At 72.9% G+C, this 17060-nt stretch carries 16 protein-coding genes and 1 tRNA gene; 7 read left to right on the forward strand and 10 right to left on the reverse strand.

Features of this window, described 5'->3' with window-relative positions:
• Window positions 1-85 precede the first annotated feature (85 nt).
• The 8 genes from ACOACO_RS14110 to ACOACO_RS14145 form a co-directional block, all read right to left on the reverse strand.
• Window positions 86-667: a carboxymuconolactone decarboxylase family protein gene (locus ACOACO_RS14110; RefSeq protein ID WP_420296908.1), complete on the reverse strand. Its 582-nt coding sequence runs from the start codon at window positions 665-667 to the stop codon at window positions 86-88.
• A complete protein-coding gene (locus ACOACO_RS14115; RefSeq protein ID WP_420296909.1) occupies window positions 654-986 on the reverse strand; it encodes a hypothetical protein in 333 nt (110 codons plus the stop codon). Before ACOACO_RS14115 ends, ACOACO_RS14110 begins: the two co-directional genes overlap by 14 nt.
• A 27-nt stretch (window positions 987-1013) precedes the next feature.
• Window positions 1014-1508: an SRPBCC family protein gene (locus ACOACO_RS14120; RefSeq protein ID WP_420296910.1), complete on the reverse strand. Its 495-nt coding sequence runs from the start codon at window positions 1506-1508 to the stop codon at window positions 1014-1016.
• Complete coding sequence (locus tag ACOACO_RS14125; RefSeq protein ID WP_420296911.1) at window positions 1505-1993, reverse strand: ArsR/SmtB family transcription factor; 489 nt, start codon at window positions 1991-1993, stop codon at window positions 1505-1507. The genes ACOACO_RS14120 and ACOACO_RS14125 overlap by 4 nt, the downstream gene beginning before the upstream one ends.
• Before the next feature lie 318 nt (window positions 1994-2311).
• A tRNA-Val gene (locus ACOACO_RS14130) sits at window positions 2312-2385 on the reverse strand.
• Window positions 2386-2601: 216 nt separating this feature from the next.
• Window positions 2602-3117: a peroxiredoxin gene (locus ACOACO_RS14135; protein ID WP_420296912.1), complete on the reverse strand. Its 516-nt coding sequence runs from the start codon at window positions 3115-3117 to the stop codon at window positions 2602-2604.
• Window positions 3118-3174: 57 nt separating this feature from the next.
• Window positions 3175-4803, reverse strand: coding sequence for an AMP-binding protein (locus ACOACO_RS14140; protein ID WP_420296913.1), 1629 nt, complete (start codon window positions 4801-4803; stop codon window positions 3175-3177).
• Window positions 4804-4908: 105 nt separating this feature from the next.
• A complete protein-coding gene (locus ACOACO_RS14145) occupies window positions 4909-5304 on the reverse strand; it encodes a DUF3052 domain-containing protein (protein WP_420296914.1) in 396 nt (131 codons plus the stop codon).
• Between the two features lie 306 nt (window positions 5305-5610).
• On the opposite strand from ACOACO_RS14145, the gene aceE reads away from it, so the two are divergent.
• Window positions 5611-8412: a pyruvate dehydrogenase (acetyl-transferring), homodimeric type gene (aceE, locus tag ACOACO_RS14150; protein ID WP_420296915.1), complete on the forward strand. Its 2802-nt coding sequence runs from the start codon at window positions 5611-5613 to the stop codon at window positions 8410-8412.
• A gap of 128 nt (window positions 8413-8540) precedes the next feature.
• Here the strand turns inward: aceE and ACOACO_RS14155 are convergent, their stop codons facing one another.
• Window positions 8541-9521 carry an alpha/beta fold hydrolase gene (locus ACOACO_RS14155; protein ID WP_420296916.1) on the reverse strand — a complete coding sequence of 327 codons (981 nt, stop codon included), beginning with the start codon at window positions 9519-9521 and terminating at the stop codon, window positions 8541-8543.
• 127 nt (window positions 9522-9648) lie between these two features.
• On the opposite strand from ACOACO_RS14155, the gene ACOACO_RS14160 reads away from it, so the two are divergent.
• The 6 genes from ACOACO_RS14160 (at window position 9649) to ACOACO_RS14185 (ending at window position 16435) form a co-directional block, all read left to right on the forward strand.
• Window positions 9649-10971: a PucR family transcriptional regulator gene (locus ACOACO_RS14160; RefSeq protein ID WP_420296917.1), complete on the forward strand. Its 1323-nt coding sequence runs from the start codon at window positions 9649-9651 to the stop codon at window positions 10969-10971.
• 79 nt (window positions 10972-11050) lie between these two features.
• Window positions 11051-12235, forward strand: coding sequence for an acyltransferase domain-containing protein (locus ACOACO_RS14165; RefSeq protein ID WP_420296918.1), 1185 nt, complete (start codon window positions 11051-11053; stop codon window positions 12233-12235).
• The gene (locus tag ACOACO_RS14170; protein WP_420296919.1) at window positions 12235-13242 is read left to right on the forward strand and encodes a beta-ketoacyl-ACP synthase III; all 1008 of its coding nucleotides are present in this window, start codon (window positions 12235-12237) and stop codon (window positions 13240-13242) included. Before ACOACO_RS14165 ends, ACOACO_RS14170 begins: the two co-directional genes overlap by 1 nt.
• A 154-nt stretch (window positions 13243-13396) precedes the next feature.
• Window positions 13397-13639, forward strand: coding sequence for an acyl carrier protein (locus ACOACO_RS14175; protein WP_277498925.1), 243 nt, complete (start codon window positions 13397-13399; stop codon window positions 13637-13639).
• A 55-nt stretch (window positions 13640-13694) separates the two neighbouring features.
• Window positions 13695-14942 (forward strand): beta-ketoacyl-[acyl-carrier-protein] synthase family protein, encoded by a 1248-nt coding sequence (locus ACOACO_RS14180; RefSeq protein ID WP_420296920.1) that lies wholly within the window; start codon window positions 13695-13697, stop codon window positions 14940-14942.
• Window positions 14942-16435, forward strand: a complete 1494-nt coding sequence (locus tag ACOACO_RS14185; protein WP_420296921.1) for an acyl-CoA carboxylase subunit beta — start codon at window positions 14942-14944, stop codon at window positions 16433-16435. The genes ACOACO_RS14180 and ACOACO_RS14185 overlap by 1 nt, the downstream gene beginning before the upstream one ends.
• A 102-nt stretch (window positions 16436-16537) precedes the next feature.
• Here the strand turns inward: ACOACO_RS14185 and ACOACO_RS14190 are convergent, their stop codons facing one another.
• Window positions 16538-17056 carry a DUF3145 domain-containing protein gene (locus tag ACOACO_RS14190; protein ID WP_277498939.1) on the reverse strand — a complete coding sequence of 173 codons (519 nt, stop codon included), beginning with the start codon at window positions 17054-17056 and terminating at the stop codon, window positions 16538-16540.
• Window positions 17057-17060 lie beyond the last annotated feature (4 nt).

Here is a 17060-nt window from a genome sequence, read left to right on the forward strand (position 1 = left end):
CGGTTCGGGGCCAGTGCTAATACGGTTGAGTGTGCGAGTTCGCGGAACTCACTCATTGCCCTCGACTCGCACTCGGCTCCGGTGGTCAGCTGTAGCCGCGCTTGAGCATCATCCCGGCTGCTTTGTCGAACTCCTGCTCGGTGGGAACTGTGAAGTCGAGAGCGTCGGCGTATCGGGTGATGATGTTGAACACCGTCGCCACGGCAGCAGCGTCGACGAGCTGGGCCTGGGACGCGCCAGCGTCGAACGCCGCTTGTGCGTGGACGGTGTTCAGTTCGTCCGGGTGGAGGGTCATGGCCTCCAAGAAGGCGAGAGTGGCGCGCAGCCGTTCGGGGATGGGTGCTGATCGGTAGTCGGTCAGGCACGTGTCGACCGTCTCCGAGTCGATTCCGCGGACGGCGATGGCGCGGTGGGCGCCGATGCAGAATGCGCAGGAGTTCCAGCGGGCGACCATTGCGGCCATCAGCTCGCGTTCCCCGATGCTCCATTCGCTCGGGCCGCGCATCACGGTTTGAGCCCATGCGGCGAGCGTGGGGCCGATGTAGTTCTTGTGGTAGAACGCGACCCGGGCGGCGTCGGGCAGACGGATGCCTGAGACGGTGGAGATGATCCGGATCAGGGTGCGGGAGCGCAGGCTGTCGCCACGCTCGACTTCAGGAAGCCGCATCGATGGCCTCCTCGATCACCCGAGCGGCCGCGTCCCAGCGGACCAGTCCTGCCCCGACGCATGCGGACATGATGACTTCGAACGCGGCCTTGTCGCTGCCTGCCGCTTCGCGGACGGCCGCGACGTGCGCGTCGGTGACCCGGTAGGCCGCTTCCCCGATCTGTCGCGCGAGGGTGTCGTAGGGCTCCGCGACCGGGGCGCCTCCGGCGGCCCTTTCCAGCACGGAGTCCCGCAGTGTCGCGTCGGTTTCCGCGCCGTCCCCGATAGCGGCCGCTCGCAGCGCGGCGGCGTGCTGCTGGTTCACGTTGATCGGTTCCATCGGTGGTGCCCTCCTCTCGCCGCGGGCTCACGGGGCCGACGTTGAGTGCTCGACCGCAGCACGGAAGCGTTCGAGGTAGAGCGGCCAGCCATTCCTGGTCTCCAGGTTGGTGAAGCCTTCCCATCCGGCGCCGTGCCGGTCCAGGTGTCGGTGCTCGAGCTCGATGCGGGTGCGCTTCGTGGATTCGGGGGTGAAGCGGATCTCGACTTCGCTCGTCCGGGTCGGGTCCGGCTCGATCTCCCACTGCGGGCTGATGTCCCAACTGAGCACGAGCCGGTGCGGGGGCTCGTAGGCGAGCACTCTCGCCCAGGTGCAGGTGCTGCCGTCGGTGCCGATGTCATAGACAGTGCCGCCGGTCCGAGGCTCCATGACGGTGCGGTCGATGGGGACCGAGAGCAGGTTGTGCTCGTGGGGCTTGATGTCGTCAAAGCGTTCGGTGAAGACACGGAACGCGTGCTCGACGGGGGCGTCGACGATCACCGTAGCGTGGATGCTGGTGAGTTCTTCGGGTGAGGCGCTCATCGCGACGGGGTTCCTTCCTGTGCTGTGGCGTCCGTCTGATAGGTCTGTTCGGCGAGGGTCTTGAACGTCGCGAGCGTCTGGGCCCAATAGGACTCCAGCTCCCGCCGAAGCCCGGCCAGACCGTCATGCCGAGGCCGATAGAGACGTTCACGTCCTTGGCGGCGGACGTCCACCAGCCCGGCGTCCAAGAGGACCCGCAGGTGCTGGGACACCGCTGGACGGCTCACCGGCAGCTCCCGAGCGATCTCCGTCACTGAGCACGGACCACCTGCAACCCGGCTGAACACCCGGCGCCGGGTCGGGTCAGCCAGCGCGTACCAGGGATCGATCATCACGGCAGACATGAAAGGTAAGTTACCACTTACGCATTCTCGTTGGTGGGGCAAATCGATCCGGTCGAACGCCTTCGCACAGCGGGCGGCCGAGTCGATGTCGATGTCGAAGAGGTCGCCGATGCGGCGGATGTCGCTTCCGCTGGCGTGCACTCCTGGATGATGCGCTCGGTGCGTAGCGCCTGCGCCGAGATGCCGGCTTTCCACCCGGGGAACTGGTGGACGGGCGCGCTGAGCCGCGGGGCGGCGTAGTTCCTCACGAACAGGTAGGGGTTCAGCGTGCGCGGCCCTGTCGCCGCGCGATGGTCGAGCCAGGCGGCCAGGCGGCCAGGCGGCCGGGCGGACGGGTTCGGCGAGTGGGATGAGCAGCCCGTCCGGGGGAGAGCCGGCCGTCGACGATGTCGACGAGCTGGATGAAGCGGACCTGGAGGTTGGCGCTGACATCGCGGGCTTGGACGTCAAACCTACGGGTGGGCGAAGAGGGGCTCGAACCCCCGACCTTCCGGGTGTAAACCGGACGCTCTGACCAGCTGAGCTATTCGCCCTCGGGCGGCGCACAGCCTACGACAGCCGGGAGGGACTCACCGACCGGGCCGGAGGCGGGAAAATGAATGTCGCGCCGCTGGAGTCTCGGGTCACCAGCGGCGCGACAGGACGATCATGCAACGGTTGATCGTTGAACTTCCAGGGAACGCCAGATCCGTCTCACATTCCGACCACCGGTCCAGACCGGTCCGGCCCGCGCGGGCCGACCCGGCCCGTCAGACCGCGGCGCGGAGCGCAGCGAGGTGGGCGTCGAGGTCGCGCCCCTGCGAGCGCTCGTTGTGCACCGCCCACCGCACGACGCCGTCGGGTCCCACGACGTACGACGAGCGCCGCGGGCAACCGCGGGCCTCGTCGAGCACGCCGTACGCCGACGCCACCGCGCCGTGGGGCCAGAAGTCCGAGAGCAGCGGCAGGTTCAGCCCGTCGCGGTCCGCGAACGCCCGCAGCGCGTAGACGGGGTCGCACGAGACGACCAGGGCCTCGGTGTCGAAGGTGAGGAAGTCGGCGATGCGGGCCTGCAGCCCCCCCAGCTCGCCGGTGCACACCCCGGAGAACGCGAACGGGATGAAGACGACCGCGACGGCCTTGCGGTCGCGGAACGACGACAGGGTGACGCTCTGGCCGAACTGGTCGCGCAGCGTGAAGTCGGGTGCCTGCGCGCCGACCGGGATCCCCGGGCCGGCCGCGCCGGCGCCGGGTCCGGTCGGGAGGTCGAGCTGCAGGTCGGGCATGCCCTCCATCCTCGCACCCTCCTCCGACGCCACCCGCGACACCGCTCGCGGCACCGCTCAGCCCGCGTCGAGCTCCCGCTTCAGCACCTTGCCGGTGGCGTTGCGCGGCAGCTCGTCGAGGAACACGATCTCGCGCGGCACCTTGTAGCGGGCGAGGTTGGCGCGCACCCAGTCCTTCAGCCCCTCCTCGTCGACCGACCCGTCCGCGGTCAGCACGACGAACGCGCGCAGCCGCTTGCCGAAGTCGTCGTCGGGCACGCCGACGGCCGCCACCTCGCTGACGGCCTCGTGCCGCACCAGGCAGTCCTCGACCTCGCGGGGGAAGACGTTCTCGCCGCCGGAGACGATCATCTCGTCGTCGCGACCCTCGACGTACAGCCGGCCGTCCGGACCGAACCGGCCGACGTCGCCCGTCGACATGAGGCCGTCCACGACCTCCTTGGCGCCGCCACCCGTGTAGCCCTCGATCTGCAGGTCGTTGCCGACGAAGATGCGCCCGGGCTCGCCGTCGGGCACCGGTCGGCCCTGCTCGTCGAGGATGCGGATGACGGTCGCGTGCGGCAGCCGGCCCGCCGAGCCGGGGGCCTCCCGCAGGTCGGTCGGGTCGGCGATGCTCGCCCAGGCGACCTCCGTCGAGCCGTACGTGCTGTAGAGGTTGTCGCCGAAGCGGTCCATCCACTCCAGGGCGAGGTCGCCGGGCAGGGCCGACCCCGACGAGGCGACGACCTGCAGGTCGCGCAGGCGGTGGCGGTCCAGCTCCTCGGCGGGCAGCGCGAGGATGCGCTGCAGCATCACGGGGATGACGACGAAGGACGTGCAGCGCTCCTCCTCGAGCAGCGCCAGCGCCTCGGCCGGGTCGAAGCGGCGGCGCAGCACGAGCGTGGTGCCGAGCAGCATCGCCAGCTGGTAGTGCGCGAAGCCCCAGGTGTGGAAGAGCGGCGCGGCGACGTAGCAGCGCCACCCGGCCCGCAGCGGCATGCGGGAGAGCAGGGAGACGGCGGCCGGCACGCCACCCTGGGGCCGCGGCGCACCCTTCGGCGTGCCCGTCGTGCCCGACGTCAGGATGATCGTGCGTCCCTCGCGCCCCGGCGGGCTGAGGTCGGCGTCGCCGCCGGCCGCGGTCGCCGCCTCGACGAGCCCGTCGATGGTGGGCGGGGCGTCGGGGCCCGTCGGCTCGTCGTCGACCCAGGCCAGCACCCGCAGCTCGACGTCGACGCCGGCCAGCAGGTCGGTGAACTCCTCGTCGTGGACGAGCACGCGGGGCTGCTCGCGCTCCACGACGTCCGCGAGCTGCGGGCCGGCGAACGCGGTGTTGAGGTAGAGGACGTCGGCCCCGAGCTTGCTGACCGCGATCGAGGCCTCGACGAAGCCCCGGTGGTTGCGGCACATGAGGGCGACGCCGTCACCCTCGCGGATCCCCTGCTCGCGCAGGGCCGCGGCCAGCGCGTTGGTACGGCGGTGCAGCTCACCCCAGGTGAGCACGCCCCGCTCGTCGACGACGCCGGGCTGGTCGGGGGCGCGCAGCGCGAGGGTGCGGAAGCCGCCCGCCGGCGCGGTGCCCCACGCGCGCAGCGTGCCGACCAGACCGGCCAGCACCTTCGGGGAGTACGGGCGGACGATGCCCGACCTGACCAGGACCCGCAGGCTGGTGCCCGCGTCGGACGCCTTCGTCCTGAGTGCGCTCATGACCGACCTTTCCTCGAGAGGGTAGGGCGACCCTACGTCTCGGGGAGCGGTCTTGAACAGGAAGTGTCACGCGCTGTTACGGATCCGGGCCGGCAGGCCCGCCGCTCAGCCCTGCGACTTCGGGGCGACGAGCCGCGTGGCCGACCAGTCCTTGCTGACCGGGGCGGTGGTCGTCTGCGCCAGGCCGGCCACGGGAGCGGCCTCGGCGATGTCGGCGGGGTCCACGCTGCCGGGACGTCCCACCTTGGGGGTGAGCAGCCAGATCGCGCCGCCGCCCACGAGGTCGGTCAGCGCGTCGACGAGCCCGTCGACGAGGTCGCCGTCGTCCGCGCGCCACCACAGGAGCACGGCGTCGACCACGGCGCCGTCCGCCTCCTCGACCAGGTCGGCGTCGATCTCCTCCTCGATCGCGGCTCGGAGGGCGTCGTCGCAGTCCTCGTCCCAGCCGAGCTCCTGGATCGTCATGCCCTTCACCAGGCCCAGCCGGGCCGCCGGGCTCATGCCCGCGGTCTGGGTGGATCCACCACCCGGGGTCGCACTCACTGACTCCTCCAGTCCTTCGTTCGCGGTAAGACGGCGGCCTCGTGCCGCAGCGTGCCCCGTAGTCCACCGGGTTTCCGCAGGCTGCGCAACCTCTTCGCACCACGTCGCGCGCGTCGGAGCGGCCCGGGACGACGGATGAACGCCACCCGAACGCCGACCGGACGACGGTGGGACGCCCGTGGGACGCCGGTGGGACGCCGACCGGGTGGTCGCCTGCCGGACGTACTCACGGGTAGATTTCGTGCGGGTTCCGCACGTGCGACGATGGCGCGCGTGACCGCTGACTCGACACCCCGACCCGGCCAGTCGCGCTCCACTTCCACGTCCGTGATCCACGAGGGCCTGCCGACCCAGTTGCCCGACATCGACCCGGACGAGACCCACGAGTGGCTCGACTCCTTCGACTCCCTGATCGACGACCGAGGGCGGGAGCGCGCGCGCTACGTCATGCTCCGGTTGCTCGAGCGGGCGCGTGAGAAGCAGGTCGGCGTGCCGGCCCTGCGCTCCACCGACTACATCAACACCATCCCGCCCGAGCGCGAGCCGTGGTTCCCCGGCGACGAGGACGTGGAGCGTCGCATCCGCGCCTTCATCCGGTGGAACGCCGCGATGATGGTCTCGAGCGCGAACCGCAAGGGCCTCGAGGTCGGTGGCCACATCGCGACGTACCAGTCGTCGGCCAGCCTCTACGAGGTCGGCTTCAACCACTTCTTCAAGGGTCGCGACGCCGAGGGCGGGGGCGACCAGGTCTACATCCAGGGCCACGCCTCCCCCGGCGTCTACGCCCGCGCCTTCCTCGAGGGCCGGCTGTCGGAGCAGCAGCTCTACCGGTTCCGCCAGGAGGTCCAGCACGGCGTCGGGGAGGGCCTGTCGTCGTACCCGCACCCGCGGCTCATGCCGGACTTCTGGGAGTTCCCGACGGTCTCCATGGGCCTGACGGCGATCAACTCGATCTACCAGGCGCGGTTCAACCGCTACCTGCAGAACCGCGGCGTCAAGGACACGAGCAAGCAGCGTGTCTGGGCGTTCCTCGGCGACGGCGAGATGGGCGAGCCCGAGTCGCTCGGCGCGATCCGCACCGCGGCCCGCGAGGAGCTCGACAACCTGACCTGGGTCGTCAACTGCAACCTGCAGCAGCTCGACGGTCCGGTGACGGGCAACGGCAAGATCATCCAGGAGCTGGAGTCGTACTTCCGCGGCGCCGGCTGGAACGTCATCAAGGTCGTGTGGGGCCGCGAGTGGGACCAGCTGCTGGCCCGTGACGTCGACGGCGTCCTCGTCAACCAGATGAACGCGACGCCCGACGGCGCGTTCCAGACCTACTCGGTCGAGTCGGGCGCCTACGTGCGCGAGGACTTCTTCGGCGGCGACCAGCGCCTGCGGGCCATGGTCGAGCACATGAGCGACGACCAGATCCGCAAGCTCCCGCGCGGCGGCCACGACTACCGCAAGGTGTACGCCGCGTTCGACGCCGCGACGAAGCACGTCGGCCAGCCGACCGTGATCCTGGCGAAGACGATCAAGGGCTGGACGATCGACTCGCTCGAGGGCAAGAACGCGACGCACCAGATGAAGAAGCTGACGAAGGACGACGTCAAGCGCTTCCGCGACCGCCTCTACCTGCCGATCTCCGACCGCGACCTCGAGATCGCGTACGAGGAGACCGGGGCCGCGCCGTTCTTCCACCCCGGGGCGAAGTCGCCCGAGATGGAGTACATGATGGAGCGCCGCGCCCAGCTGGGCGGCTCGCTCCCCCGTCGCGAGAACCGCTCGACGATGCTGAAGCTGCCGGGCGACAAGGTCTACGCGGAGCTCAAGAAGGGCGCCGGCAAGAACAAGGTGGCCACGACGATGGCCGCCGTGCGCCTGCTGCGCGACTGGATGAAGGACCCGGAGATCGGTCAGCGCGTCGTGCCGATCGCGCCGGACGAGTACCGCACCTTCGGCATGGACTCGATGTTCCCGAGCGCCAAGGTCTACAACCCGATGGGTCAGACCTACGAGTCGGTCGACCGCAACATGCTGCTCGCCTACAAGGAGTCGACCTCGGGGCAGCTGCTCCACGAGGGCATCTCCGAGGCCGGCGCGATGGCGTCCGCCACGGCGGCGGGCTCGGCGTACAGCACGCACGGCGAGCACATGATCCCGTTCTACATCTTCTACTCGATGTTCGGGTTCCAGCGCACGGGTGACTCCATCTGGGCCATGGCCGACCAGCTCGCCCGCGGCTTCCTCGTGGGCGCGACGGCCGGTCGCACCACGCTCACCGGCGAGGGCCTCCAGCACGCCGACGGCCACTCCCCCCTGCTCGCGGCGACCAACCCGGCGGTCGTGCACTACGACCCCGCGTTCGCCTACGAGGTCGGCCACGTCATGCGCTCGGGCCTCGAGCGGATGTACGGCGCGAGCGAGGAGCACCCGACGGGCGAGGACGTCATCTTCTACCTGACCGTCTACAACGAGCCGGTCGAGCAGCCCGCGGAGCCCGAGGACCTCGACGTCGCCGGCCTGCTCAAGGGCATGTACCAGGTGTCTGCGTCCGAGGCGGAGGGCCCGCGGGTCCGCCTGCTGGCCTCGGGCGTCGGCTTCCCCTGGATCAAGGACGCCCAGCGCATGCTCGCCGAGGAGTGGGGCGTGGCCGCCGACACCTGGTCGGTCACCTCCTGGAACGAGCTGGCCCGCGAGGCCATCGCGTCGGAGGAGTGGAACCTGCTCCACCCGGACGAGGCCCCGCGCACGGCGTACGTCTCGGAGAAGCTCAGCGACTCGTCGGGCCCGGTCGTCGCCGTGTCGGACTACATGGCCGCCGTGCCGCTGCAGATCGCCCGCTGGGTGCCGGAGGACTACCGCGTGCTCGGCGCGGACGGGTTCGGCTTCGCCGACACCCGCCCGTCGGCCCGCCGGTTCTTCAACATCGACGCCCAGTCCGTCGTCGTCGCCTCGCTGCAGGCACTCGCCGACGCCGGCGAGATCGACCCGGCGCTGGTCCGCAAGGCGTTCGACAAGTACCGGATCGACGACCCCACCGCGGTGAAGGACGTCGCGCAGGAGGGCGGCGACGCCTGACGCGTCGCCCCTGACGAGGGCCCCGGGTCCGCCCGGCGAGGAGCAGCACTCCTCGCCGGGCGACCCGGGGCCCTCGTCGTTTCGTGGAGGTCGTGGCCGGCGGTCGCGACCGTGCGCGGCGCTCCGGCTCAGGCGCCGCGCACGAGGCGCGGGCGCCGCGGCGCCGGCTGGGCGGGCGGGTCCCCCGCCTCGGCCTGGACCGCGGGCACCGGCGGTCCGTCGAGCAGGTGACGGCGCCACCTCGCCCCACTGTGCCGCGCGGGCTCCGTCGTGGCGACGAAGTCCTCGATGACCGCCGCGAAGCGGTCGGGGTGGTCCTTGTGCGGGAAGTGGCCCGAGTCGTCCAGCACCTCGACCCGCGCGCCCGGCGCCAGCCGCGCGGCGTTCTCGGCGTGGGTCACCGGGATCACGTCGTCGTCGCGGCCCCACACCACGCACATCGGCAGCGACTCCGTCAGGTAGGCGCGGTCGGCCATCGTGATGATCTGGCCGCGCCGGTCGACGACCCCGCGCACGACGTGCCGGATCGCCGCGCGGGCCCGGGGGTCGCGGAACGACTCCACGATGTCCGCCACCTCGCCCAGGTCGCGCGTGCGGCGCCCCGGCACCCGGCCCAGCGCCCGCAGGCCGCCGACCACCGCGTGCCGGACCCCGGGCGCCGTCACCACTCCCATGGCCTCGTGGAACCCGGGCATCGTCACCGCCCGGAGCAGCGGGCTCACCTCGGGACCCAGGCCACCGCTCGCCACCAGCACCAGGCGCTCCGTGCGCTCGGGGAACTGGTAGGCGAACTGCATCGCGACGCCGCCGCCGAAGCTGTGACCCACGACCGTCACGCGGTCGACGCCCAGCACGGTGAGCAGGTCGCGCATGCCGTTGGCGTAGCCGCCCACGCTGTAGTCGGCGCGCGGCTTGTCCGAGCGGCCGTGCCCCAGCAGGTCCGGGGCGATGACCGTGTGGCGCTCCGCGAGGCCAGCCAGCGCCGGCAGCCACGTCGTGTGGTCGCAGCCGAGGCCGTGCAGGAGGAGCAGGGCCGGGCCGCTGCCGGCCACGACGAAGGCGCGCCGGTGGCCGTGGACCTCGACGTGCTGCAGCTGGGGGTCCGACACGTTCCCTCCTCGGCGTGGGGTCGTGCGGGATTCAACCAGACCCCCGGCGCCGCGCGGGCGCCGGCGGGCGGGCGGTGACCCAGCCGTCACCGGAGCGTGACCGGCGCGACGCACTAGGCTGTCGCGGGTGGTCCTCCCCCCGCTCCCCGGCCCCGGTGAGCCCCCCGCGGACCTCCCGGCCGCCGCCGTACCGCCCGCCGACGTACCGCCCGCCGCCGACCGGTCGCGGGCGCCGTCGCCGGAGTCGACGCCCGACGCCGCACTGCGCGCCCGGACCTCCGACGTCCTCCAGCGGGGCGCCGGACGGCTGAGCACCGCGGCCACGGCCCGCATGGAGACCGAGGTGGGCTGGTTCCGCGACCTCTCGGCCGAGGACCGGTCGTGGGTCGGCCTCATCATCCAGGCCGGCATCCGCAGCTTCGTCGACTGGTGGCGGGCCGGCGGGGGCGCGCAGCCCTCGGACGCCACCCTGGCCACCGCCGTGTTCGGCGCCGCGCCACGGGCGCTGGCGGGCGTCATCACGCTGCAGCAGACCGTCGACCTCGTACGACTCGGCATCGACGTCGTCGAGGAGCACCTCGACCAGGTGCTCGCCCCGGCCGACAGCCCGGTGGTGCACGCGGCGATCCTGCGCTACGGCCGCGAGCTGGCGTTCGCCACGGCGACGGTCTACGCCCGGGCGGCCGAGGCGCGCGGCGCCTGGGACGCCCGGCTCGAGGCGCTCGTCGTCGACAGCGTCCTGCGCGGGGACCCGGACGACGAGATGCTCTCCCGGGCCAGCGCACTCGGCTGGGAGTCGCGCGGCGGGGTCTGCGTCGTCCTCGGCGCGGCGCCGCAGGAACGGGTCGCCCCCGACCTGGTGGGCACGGTCCGCCGCCACGCCCTCACGGCCGCCACCGACGTGCTCTCCGCGATCCAGGGCCACCGCCTCGTCATCGTGCTGGGCGGCGTCGACTCCCCCGTCGAGGCGGCCGCCGCGGTCGTCGGGAAGTTCGGCGCCGGGCCCGTCGTGGTGGGGCCGCGGGCCGACGACCTCGCGTCGGCCTACCTCTCCGCGCGGGAGGCGGTGGCCGGGTACGACGTCGCGGCCGCCTGGCCCGAAGCCCCGCGACCCGTGCACGCCCTGGACCTCCTGCCCGAGCGCCTGCTGGCCGGCGACCGCGGCGCCGCGGAGCACCTGCTCGACCGCGTGCACCAGCCGCTCGCCGAGCACCGCTCCGCCCTGGTCGAGACCCTGACGTCGTTCTTCGCCCACCGCTCGTCGATCGAGGGCACCGCGCGGGCGCTGTTCGTCCACGCCAACACGGTGCGCTACCGCCTGGCGCAGGTCGCCGAGGTCACGGGCTGCACCCCGACCGACCCCCGGGACGCGTTCACCCTGCAGATCGCGCTCGTCGTGGGCCGTCAGCACGCGGCGACGGCCCGACCGACGGGTAACTCGGTTTTGTAGGGTTCCTCCAACGTCGCCCGGCCGAACTTCGTCGCCGTCGGACCTGAATGGTGGGAACGGCACAAGGCACAGTGGAGGCGTGCTCGTCGTACTGGCCCCCGGCCAAGGCTCCCAGACCCCCGGTTTCCTCCGCCCCTGGCTCGCCGACCCCACGTTCGCGACCCGCTTCGACTACCTCGCGAGCGTCGCCGACCTCGACCTGGCGCACTACGGCACCGAGGCGGACGCGGAGACCATCCGCGACACGGCGATCGCCCAGCCCCTGCTCGTGGCCGCCGGGCTCGTGGCCGCCCTCGAGCTCTTCCCGCACCCCTCCGACGCGTTCGCGCGCGTGGGTGCCGTCGTCGGGCACAGCGTCGGCGAGCTCGCCGCCGCCGCGGGCGCCCGGGCCATCAGCGCCGAGCAGGCGATGGTGCTCGTGCGCGAGCGCGGACGGGCCATGGCGGCCGCCGCCGCGACGACCCCGACCGGCATGACCGCCGTGCTCGGCGGCCAGCGCGAGGACGTGCTCGCGACCCTCGAGCGCCACGGCCTCGTGGCCGCCAACGACAACGGCCCCGGCCAGGTGGTCGCCGCCGGTACGACGGAGCAGCTCGCCGCCCTCGCCGCGGACCCGCCGACCCGCGCCCGGCTCATCCCCCTCAGCGTGGCGGGCGCGTTCCACACGCACCACATGGCCCCCGCCGTCGAGCGGCTCAGCGGCCTCGCCGCGGCCGTCACGACCCACGACTCGCGCATCCCCGTGATCTCGAACCGCGACGGCCGGGTCGTGCACGACGGCCAGGACGTGCTGCGGCGGATCGTCACCCAGATCGCCAACCCGGTGCGCTGGGACCTGTGCATGGAGACGATGCTCGACCTCGGCGTCACCGGCGTGCTGGAGATGCCCCCGGCCGGCACCCTCACCGGCATCGCCAAGCGGGCCATGAAGGGCGTCGAGACGTTCGCGCTCAACACCCCCGACCAGCTCGACGACGCCCGCGCGTTCGTGCGCAAGCACGGCGAGCGCTCCCTCATCTCCACCACCCCGACGTGGCGGATGGTCGTCGCCCCGGCCAAGGGCACGTTCGAGCGCGACGAGGAGGCCGGCGCCGCCGACCTGCTCGCCCCGCACGCCACCATCGGCTCGATCGTCTCGCTGCGCGACCGCACGCCGGTCACCGCGGCGCACGGCGGGCACGTCGTCGAGTGGCTCGTCGAGGACGGCGACCTCGTCTCCCCCGGCCAGCCGCTGCTGCGCCTGCACCCCGCGGGCGCCGCCTGATGGCCGGGCTCGCCCTCGAGGCCGGCACCGGTTCCCCGCACGCACGCATCCTGGGTGTCGGGGCCTACCGTCCGCGCCGCGTGGTGCCCAACAGCGAGGTCGTCGACGCGATCGACTCGAGCGACGAGTGGATCCAGCAGCGCAGCGGCATCCGCAGCCGACGTTGGGCCGAGGCCGACGAGACGATCGAGATGATGTCGGTCGAGGCGTCCCGGGTGGCGCTCGAGCAGGCCGGGATCGACGCCCGCCAGGTCGACTGCGTCGTCGTCGCCACCGTCAGCCACATGCTCAACCTGCCCTCGGCCGCGGCCGCGATCGCCCACCAGCTCGGCACCGACCAGGCGGCGGCGTTCGACGTGTCCGCCGCGTGCGCCGGCTTCTGCCACGGCGTCGCCCTGGCCTCCGACATGGTGCGGGCCGGGTCCGCCCGCCACGTGCTGGTCGTCGGCGTCGAGCGGCTCTCCGACATGACCGACCCCACCGACCGCGGCACCGCGTTCATCTTCGCGGACGGCGCCGGCGCGGTCGTCGTCGGACCGTCGGAGACGCCCGGCATCGGCCCCGTGGTGTGGGGCTCCGACGGCGAGCAGTACGACCTGATCCGGCAGAAGGACGACTGGCGCGACGTGCTGGCCGCCGACGAGCCCGCCTTCCCCTTCATGACCATGCAGGGCGCCGCGGTCTTCCGCTGGGCCTCCTTCACCATGGCCAAGACGGCGCAGCAGGCCCTCGACCGCGCCGGCATCACGGTCGACGACCTCGACGTGTTCGTGCCCCACCAGGCGAACATGCGGATCACCGACGCCATGGCGCGCACCATGAAGCTGCCCGACACGGTGCGCATCGCCCGTGACATCGCCGACGCCGGCAACACCTCGGCGGCCTCGGTCCCGATGGCGCTCGAGCGCATGGTCGCCGAGGGCGACGCCCGCTCCGGGGACCTCGCCCTCCTCATCGCCTTCGGCGCCGGCCTGGCGTACGCCGCCCAGGTCGTCGTCGTCCCCTGAGGCGGGGGCGCCCGGTCCGCCGGTCGCTCCCGCCGGCACCACCCCCAGCACCCCCCAGCACCACCCCGAGCACCACCCCAGCACGACCACGAGCAGCACCATGCGACCACGGGGACGCACCCCGCGCCCCGGGTCCCGACCGAGAGGAAGCACCATGCCCAGCACCGATGAGATCCGCGCCGACCTCGCCGACATCGTCAACGAGGTCGCCGGCATCCCGGCCGACGACGTCCAGCTCGACAAGTCGTTCGTCGACGACCTCGACGTCGACTCCCTCTCCATGGTCGAGGTCGTCGTCGCCGCCGAGGAGAAGTTCGGCGTGACCATCCCCGACGACGAGGTCAAGAACCTGAAGACCGTCGGTGACGCCGTCAGCTTCATCGAGAACCGCCTCTGAGGCTGCCGCCCACCGCGCGCGCCCGCCGTACCCCCACCAGCGAAGGGAACCCCCCATGACCAGCACCCGAGTCGTCGTCACCGGACTGGGCGCCACCTCTCCCGTCGGTGGTGACGTCGCCAGCACCTGGAGCGCCCTCCTCGAGGGCCGTTCCGGGGTCCGGCCGCTCACCGAGGAGTGGGCGGAGCCGTTGGGCGCGCGCATCGCGGCCCAGGTCGCCGTCGAGCCGACGGAGGTCCTGGAGCGCGTCAAGGCCCGCCGTCTCGACCGCTCCGGCCAGCTCGCGCTGGTCGCGGCGATCGAGGCCTGGGCCGACGCCGGGTTCACCGGCCCGGCGGGCGAGGTCGACGTCGACCCCGAGCGGCTGGCCGTGGCCGTCGCCTCGGGGATCGGCGGCGTCACCACGCTGCTGTCCAACTACGACAACCTGCTCGCCGCGGGCCCCCGCCGGGTCTCGCCGCTGGCGATCCCGATGCTCATGCCGAACGGCCCGGCGGCCGCGGTGGGGCTGCGGTTCAACGCGAAGGCCGGCGTGCACACCCCGGTCTCCGCCTGCGCGTCGGGCAACGAGTCGATCGCCCTCGGCGTCGACATGATCCGCCTGGGCCGCGCCGACGTCGTGGTCGTCGGCGGCACCGAGGCCGCGGTCCACCCGCTGCCGATGGCCGCCTTCGGCCAGATGATGGCCCTGTCGAAGCGCAACGACGACCCCGCCGGGGCCTCGCGTCCGTGGGACAAGGGCCGCGACGGCTTCGTCCTCGGCGAGGGCGCCGCCGTGCTCGTCCTCGAGTCGGCCGAGCACGCCGCCGCCCGCGGTGCCCGCGTGTACGCCGAGGTGGCCGGCGCCGCGATCACCGCCGACTCCCACGACATCGCGCAGCCCGACCCCGCCGGTCTCGGCGCGACGCGGGCCATGAAGCGCGCCCTCGTCGAGGGCGACCTCGCCCCGCGCGACGTGCTCCACATCAACGCCCACGCCACCTCCACGCCGCAGGGCGACGTGGCCGAGGCGCTCGCCATCCGCAACGCCCTCGGCGACGCCGCCGGTGGCGCCGTGGTCACCTCGACGAAGTCGATGACCGGCCACCTCCTCGGTGCCGCGGGTGCGCTGGAGTCGGTCGCGACCGTGCTGGCCCTGCACCACCGCACGGTGCCCGGCACGATCAACCTCACCGACCCCGAGGACGTCGGCCTCGACCTGGCCGACAAGAACCGCGACCTGCCGGCCGGGGACATCGCCGCGCTCAACAACTCGTTCGGCTTCGGCGGCCACAACGTCGCCATCGCCTTCCGGAGCGCCTGATGACCCAGACCGTCGACCCGGCCGCCGAGCCCGCCGCGGCCCCCGGCGTACCCGTCGCCGCCGGCAGCGTCCCGCGGGTGCAGAAGCCGAAGGTCCCGCGCGAGCAGGACCCGCGCAACCCGCTGCACCGCCTCACCGCGCTGCTCGACGAGGGCTCGCTCGAGCTGCTGACGCCCGACGACCTGTCGGGCATGCTCGCCGCGACGGGAACCGTGCGCGGCACCCGCGTGGTCGCGTTCTGCTCGGACGCCACCGTCATGGGCGGCGCCATGGGCACCGACGGCTGCCAGGTCGTCATGACGGCCTACCAGCGGGCCCTCACCGACGGGGTGCCGATCATCGGGCTGTGGCACTCCGGCGGCGCCCGGCTCGCGGAGGGGGTGGCCTCGCTGCACGCCGTGGGCCGCATCTTCGCGATCATGACGCAGGCCTCGGGCCGCATCCCGCAGATCTCGGTGGTGCTCGGCCCGGCGGCCGGCGGCGCGGCGTACGGCCCCGCCCTCACCGACGTCGTCGTGCTCGGGCCCGAGGGACGGATCTTCGTCACCGGCCCCGAGGTCGTCCGCTCCGTGACGGGCGAGGACGTCGACATGCTGCGCCTCGGCGGACCGGAGCCGCACGGGCGCCGCTCCGGCGTCGTCCACCTGCTCGCCGACACCGAGGAGGACGCCCTCGAGCACGCACGGGCCACCGCCTCGCTCCTCGGCGGCCAGGGCACCCTGCGGCCCGAGGACGTCGCGGACACCGACCTCGCGGACCTCCTGCCCGAGTCCCGCAAGCGGGCGTACGACGTGCACCCCCTCATCGAGGGCATCCTCGACGAGGGCACCGCGCTCGAGCTGCACCCCCGCTGGGCCCCGAACGTCGTCACGTCGCTCGGCCGCCTCGGCGGCCGCACCGTCGGCGTCGTCGCGAACAACCCGCTGCGCCTCGGCGGCTGCCTCGACTCGCTGTCGGCGGAGAAGGCGTCCCGCTTCGTGCGGCTCTGCGACGCCTTCGGCGTGCCCCTCGTGGTCGTCGTCGACGTGCCCGGCTACCTGCCCGGCGTGGGCCAGGAGTGGGACGGCGTGGTGCGCCGCGGCGCCAAGCTGCTGCACGCGTTCGCGGAGTGCGTGGTGCCGCGGGTGACGCTCGTGACCCGCAAGACGTACGGCGGCGCCTACATCGCCATGAACTCGCGCTCCCTCGGCGCGACGAAGGTGATGGCCTGGCCCGGCGCCGAGGTGGCCGTCATGGGGGCCGTCGCGGCCATCCGTATCCTGCACCGCCGCAAGCTGGCCGAGGTGCCGCCCGACATGCGCGAGCAGGTCGAGGCCGAGCTCGCCGCCGAGCACGAGCGGATCGCGGGCGGGGTCGACAAGGCCGTCGAGATCGGCGTCGTCGACGAGATCGTCGAGCCGTCGCGCACGCGCAGCGCGCTCGCCGCGGCGATCGACGTCGAGGTGCAGACCGCGGGCGTGCGCCGCGGTGCGCACGGCAACATCCCGCTCTGAGCCACCCACCAGGCAGCACGAACGGCGCCCGTCGAGGGATCTCGACGGGCGCCGTTCGTCGTCCCGGGCGGGCGACCCTGCGAGGGGCTGCCGCCCCCGGCGTCACACGACCTGGTGCAGCCACCTCACGGGAGCGCCGTCACCGGCGTGGCGAAACGTCTCGAGCTCGTCGTCCCACGGCTTGCCGAGCAGGCGGTCGATCTCGTCGAGCACGTCCGCCTCCCCCAGGGCCGACTTGAGGACGGCGGCCTTGAGCCGGTCCTCGGGGATGAGGATGTCGCCGTGCACCCCGGTGACGGCGTGGAAGATGCCGAGCTCGGGGGTGGCGGAGAAGCGGCTGCCCTCGGCGCCCGAGGACGGCTCCTCGGTGATCTCGAAGCGCAGGTGCTCCCAGCCCCGGAGGGCCGAGACGACCCGGGCGGCAGAGCCGACGGCGCCGGTCCACGACAGCTCGGCACGGTAGGTGCCGGCCTGCGCGGGCTGGGGGGTCCAGTCCAGGTTCACGGGCACGCCGAGGACGCCCGCGACGGCCCACTCGACGTGCGGGCAGAGCGCGGACGGCGCAGAGTGCACGTAGAGGACGCCCCGGGTCGCGGCGCGAACGGTGCTGTGGTTGGTCATCGGA

The sequence above is a fragment of the Nocardioides sp. CPCC 205120 genome, assembly GCF_048654585.1.
Classification (GTDB): Bacteria; Actinomycetota; Actinomycetes; order Propionibacteriales; family Nocardioidaceae; genus Nocardioides.